The 4879-nt window shown below is 42.1% G+C and carries 4 protein-coding genes and 1 pseudogene; 1 reads left to right on the forward strand and 4 read right to left on the reverse strand.

What is annotated here, in order from left to right; translation table 11 throughout:
• Together ACED53_RS18570 and ACED53_RS18575 are read right to left on the reverse strand one after the other, a co-directional pair.
• Window positions 1-393 (reverse strand): annotated as a pseudogene (locus ACED53_RS18570) (hypothetical protein); the annotation flags it as partial.
• Between the two features lie 6 nt (window positions 394-399).
• Window positions 400-1404, reverse strand: coding sequence for an OmpA family protein (locus ACED53_RS18575; RefSeq protein ID WP_029222757.1), 1005 nt, complete (start codon window positions 1402-1404; stop codon window positions 400-402).
• A gap of 385 nt (window positions 1405-1789) precedes the next feature.
• Here ACED53_RS18575 and ACED53_RS18580 point away from each other — a divergent pair, with 385 nt between their 5' ends.
• Window positions 1790-2407 (forward strand): LysE family translocator, encoded by a 618-nt coding sequence (locus ACED53_RS18580; protein ID WP_017102087.1) that lies wholly within the window; start codon window positions 1790-1792, stop codon window positions 2405-2407.
• Window positions 2408-3202: 795 nt separating this feature from the next.
• On the opposite strand, the gene ACED53_RS18585 is transcribed toward ACED53_RS18580, so the two are convergent.
• Complete coding sequence (locus tag ACED53_RS18585) at window positions 3203-4507, reverse strand: tyrosine-type recombinase/integrase (RefSeq protein WP_371692744.1); 1305 nt, start codon at window positions 4505-4507, stop codon at window positions 3203-3205.
• A partial coding sequence (locus ACED53_RS18590) for a tyrosine-type recombinase/integrase (protein ID WP_371715286.1) occupies window positions 4504-4879 on the reverse strand: 376 nt, incomplete at its 5' end. The genes ACED53_RS18585 and ACED53_RS18590, both read right to left, overlap by 4 nt.

Raw genomic sequence — 4879 nt, forward strand, 5'->3', positions numbered from 1 at the left:
CGCTGCCGACACATTCACCTCCACCGTATTACTGGGGATGCCATCTTTGGTGGCCATTACTGTGGTATAGCCCTCGTTAGTAGCAGTAAATACGCCAGTCTCATCAAAGCGCCCTACATCAGAATTGCTTGTGTGCCAATCACTCACGTTTAAATCCGTCAAGGTGCGAGATGAACCATCAGAGTAGTGACCAACCGTTTCAAAGGGCTGCTTGTTGCCCGCGGCAAGAGTTAGTTGACTGACACCTTTCATCACTATCGGAGAAGCGACGATATCAATACGTTCTAATTTTATGGTTGATCCAGAGAAGGCGCCTTCTGAATTACAACCAGTTAATAACGTTAGTATTGAAAAAACCACTATTACAAATAAGGCTTTAAAACATTTAATCATAATAACTTACTCTTGGAACTGAAAACTGGGGATGGTAACTTCAACTCGGCGATTTTTAGCTCGCCCCTCTGCGGTCTTGTTGTCAGCAACAGGTTGAGACTCACCTTCACCTCTCCACTCAAGTTGTGTCTGTGTGGCACCCAATTCAATCAGTTTATTGACGACCGCTTGAGCACGATGCTCAGATAGGTTTTGATTGTAGAGGGCTGAGCCTGTTGAGTCAGTGTGTCCAACAACTGTGGCCTGAGCTTGTGGGTAAGAATTTAATATTGAAGAGATTTCAGTTAATTGGTCAATAAACTCTTGGCTAGGATCGCCTGAATCAAAACCAGACAATATATCTGTAGTTTTTGGTGAAAATGCCTGTATTTGAGGCGGTGTTTTTACAGTGGCTGTCTCTTTAACGGGAGTATCTTCAATAATAGACGTTGGCGCTGTTTCGACTAACGCTGGTTGAGTTGTACTGCCAAACGTATAGGTTAGACTGACCAACAATCCACGGCTATCATACTTACCCGTGTTTGACTTACCAATACTGTCAATGTATTGATAGCCCGTTGATAATCGGACGTTAGGGTTAAAGTGATAGTTAATCCCCACCCCACCGAGAGGAGAAAAACCTGTTGCATCGCTCTTACTTGAAGACAGTTGCGTTTTTTCCATGTCCCAATAAGCAGCACCAAGTCGACCGTATAAACTTAGGTTATCTTGTAGGTACCAATCGTAACGAAGAGTGCTTTCAATCAACCAAGTTTTAACATTAACCGAGTGGCATCCATCCGCCTTTAGTTCATCGTGATCTTGATAGCCTAAATCCCAACTCCAAGAGGGAGTAAACTGTAACCCGCTATAGAGACCTAAAATTGTGCCCTCTGGATTTGAGTGATTGCAATTCTCCTCCAGAGCCCCTTGGTATCCCCCTACTACGCCAACAAAAAACTGAGGGGATTCTGTCGCGGCTAGTACAGGAACACTGAAGAATAAACAGGTAAGTAGTATTATTTTTTTCATAAATTCCAGATAGATAGTATCATTTTTGAATAAACATTAAATATTCTCAACAGCTTTAGACCTATACCACTGTATAAGCGAACGTCCTACTTACGAGCTACGCTAGGTGTTCCTCTTACGCCAGAGCTCTTCATCGCCATATCAATGTTTTAAGCGCTTCTTTAGCTATGAATATTATAATTCAGTCTTCAGTCAAATTAAGGAAGCTAAACGAAAATTAATATTAATTAATTTATTATTTAAATATAAATTAATTAGTTAACCGTCAAGGCATAATAAAATACTTGTGATGTAATCTTTTTAAAGTCGAGGAGTCTCATCCCCTAACAGAGCATTACGTCCTTTATATTTTCAATAGGTCTTTCATATTACGGATAACAAACATATGGACTATTTACTATTTTTTACAATTTGTGTAGCTGCTACTTTTTCCCCGGGGCCTGCGGTGTTATTGACTGTGAAAAATTCAGCCGTGTATGGGGTTGAGCGAGCGGTCTCAGGGATTCTTGGAAATATTGCAGCTATGATCACAATGGCAGGCTTATCGGCTACAGGTTTAGGTGTTCTTCTTTTGGCATCTGAATCATTATTCCTATTTATTAAAATGGTTGGCGGAATATATCTACTTTTACTTGGAATAAAGACGTGGAGATCAAACAAACGGACTTTAAAAAATTATGATCCCCAAGCTAGCGCGCATAACAGAAAGATGTTGTTTCGTGAAGCGTATCTGGTTGGTGTAACTAACCCAAAGGCTATCGTGTTTTATTCGGCCTTGTTTCCTCAGTTTATCGAAGTTGAACATTCCATCATACCGCAATTTATCTTGCTTACACTCACCTTTACCTCGTCGTCATTCCTAGCACTTTTAACATACGCGTTAGTAACAAAGAAGCTTAAGTTTTGGCTTATAAAGGAAAAGGTTAGAGCGACATTTAATAAGGTTACTGGAGGGATATTTATTGGATTTGGCTTGTCTTTGATTATTAGCAACAAGACATAGAAGTTGTTTTAATAATGACTTCAACGCTACATGGACGACCGTTCCTCACTTAGACTTAATATATGAGTAGAGTGACTCGCCTGAACAAACTTAGCTCAAGCTGTTTTTACCACTGCTACCACTGCCCTTTCCAAACACTACCATTTGTATGACAAGATTAATACGATGAGCTAAATTAGTGGAACAGAAAACCTTGTACAAGGGCTCAGCATAACCCGCCACACCTCTTCAAAGGAGTCAAAGTATGCGTTTTTAATCGCCTTAAAATCACTCTTGGATTAATATTAGAAGAACAAACCATACAAATGGTAAAAATTGCGCAACAAACATCATCCGTCCTAATGTCCTCTTTGCTACAGTCATAACGTTTTACCACTCTAATAAGTAAACACGCCAAACTTTAGCTCTTTACTTAAAAACAAGATGCTCACAATCACATATAATCTTGATAAAGAATCATTATTTATCAAGATTAGAAAATTAAACCTTCAACTTATGAGCTGAGCAGCTAAGTTGACTCAAAGACTTAGATTAATGACCAAGCCTCGCTATAAAGAAACTAACTGGAAGCAATATAATCAAGCTTTAATCAGTCATTAGTCACTGATATTTTGGATTGGTGAAGAAGCAATTCAGCATTTAGCCGTTGATGCTACAGGGCTGAAGGTCTACGGTGAGGCAAGTGAAAAGTAAATGAGCATAGACCTCCAAGTGTGACTGCCCTCAAACACGAATTTCACCAAAACCCTAACCTTAAAATTTGATGTACTTATGTTATTCCGACAGATATTTTCATCACCATTCCCAAAAATCCACTTCATATCTAAGCCGTTCAACCTCCTCATCGGTAAGTTCAGGTATTGCTTTGATAGGTCTTCCTCTGCGTTTAGGGGGAGATTTCGTCAGCTTAGGTTTGGATGCTCTTACTTTTCGAGTTTTAGGGTTACTCACAAGCTGACCTGATAATATTCCACTAATAACTTCCCCTATCGCCTCAGCAGATTGCGATACTTGCGCATCATCCACGTGAGCATAACGAAGCGTGGATGAAATGCGCGTGTGACCCAACAGTTTCGACACCATTGGGATAGGATACCCCTCTAACACCGCATAACTGGCAAAGGTATGGCGCAAATCGTGAATACGAACATCCTCGATATGGGCTAAGGCTCGCACCTGTTGCCAGACCAGACTAACCTTAGTCGACCGACTCACAAAACGACGCAAGGGCATAAACACATCATCGTGTGATTCGCTACGATGCGCCCATACTTGCTGTGGTATGTCTGAAAGGAGTTTCTGCGCTTCCTTGCCCACATACACCACCTTCGCACCCGTTTTGCTGTCCGGCAAATGCCACTCCCTTCCTTTAACAAAAGACCATTGCAGGCCTGTTACCTCTGAAATTCGACACCCCGTTAACAACACCAGTTTTAGCACCAGACAACAGCACGCTTCCAGATCACCTTGCTGGCTGACCACAGTTAATGCCTTCTGCATTCGCGCTAACTCATCCAAACTCAAAAAACGATTGAGTTTTTTTTTGCGATTTTGCTTAAGACCGTCACAAGGGTTATTCATGCAATAACCTTGCTTCACCGCATATTTGAAGATAGAACGAAGCACATCAAGATTACGGTTGGCAGCCCCTGCGTAATTCTGGCTGAGTTCATCAAACCAACGATGCACATGACACGAATCAATACGGCTGACAGGAAAACGTCCAAACTCGGGCAACAAATGCTTTTTTAAGGCGCTCGACGCTGTCCCTTGTGTACTCACTTTCCATCCCTTGCAGACCTTATCCGTCCATTCTTCTTTCACCAACGCATCAAAGCGGATCAACCGTATCGGTTTCGTCTCTTTGTCTAAAAAAGAGGCCTGTAAAGCACGTACGTGTTGTCTCACTTTTTTTAGTGTCAGTTGTCCCACTGCCGCCAACGTCTTATTGGGAATGGATAAATGAGTCACATAGAAACGGCGACCATCGGTATAAACTCGAACTCCTAACGCTGGCACTTGGGTATCCCACACCGTATACGTTCGAGTTTTCGAATGAAGTGATTGAATCACTTTAGAAGTAAATAACAGTGACTTCATGAGCGCATACCTTTAACGAGCACTCCCGACACATGAGAAGCGGCCTGACACACGTCATCACGTCCCAAATGTGCATACTTTAGCGTCGTTTCCGCTTCAGCATGCCCCAAAAGGCGACTCAGCACGATCAAGTTTACCTTCGACTGAATGGCAATACTGGCGTAGGTGTGACGTAAATCATGCAAACGTACACCTTCCAATCCTGCCAACTGGCGAGCCTGTCGCCAGAATATACCCAACTGATTGGTGGATATGGGTTGAGTGTTACAAGGGGTTGGAAACAGGTAAGGACTCTCTGATTGCCATGCATCAAGATAAGCTCTAACTTGTGAGCAAAGGTAAACCGTTTTCGCCCCCGTTTTACTGTCTAGT

The organism is Vibrio sp. 1F169, assembly GCF_041439605.1.
Classification (GTDB): domain Bacteria; phylum Pseudomonadota; class Gammaproteobacteria; order Enterobacterales; family Vibrionaceae; genus Vibrio; species Vibrio tasmaniensis_A.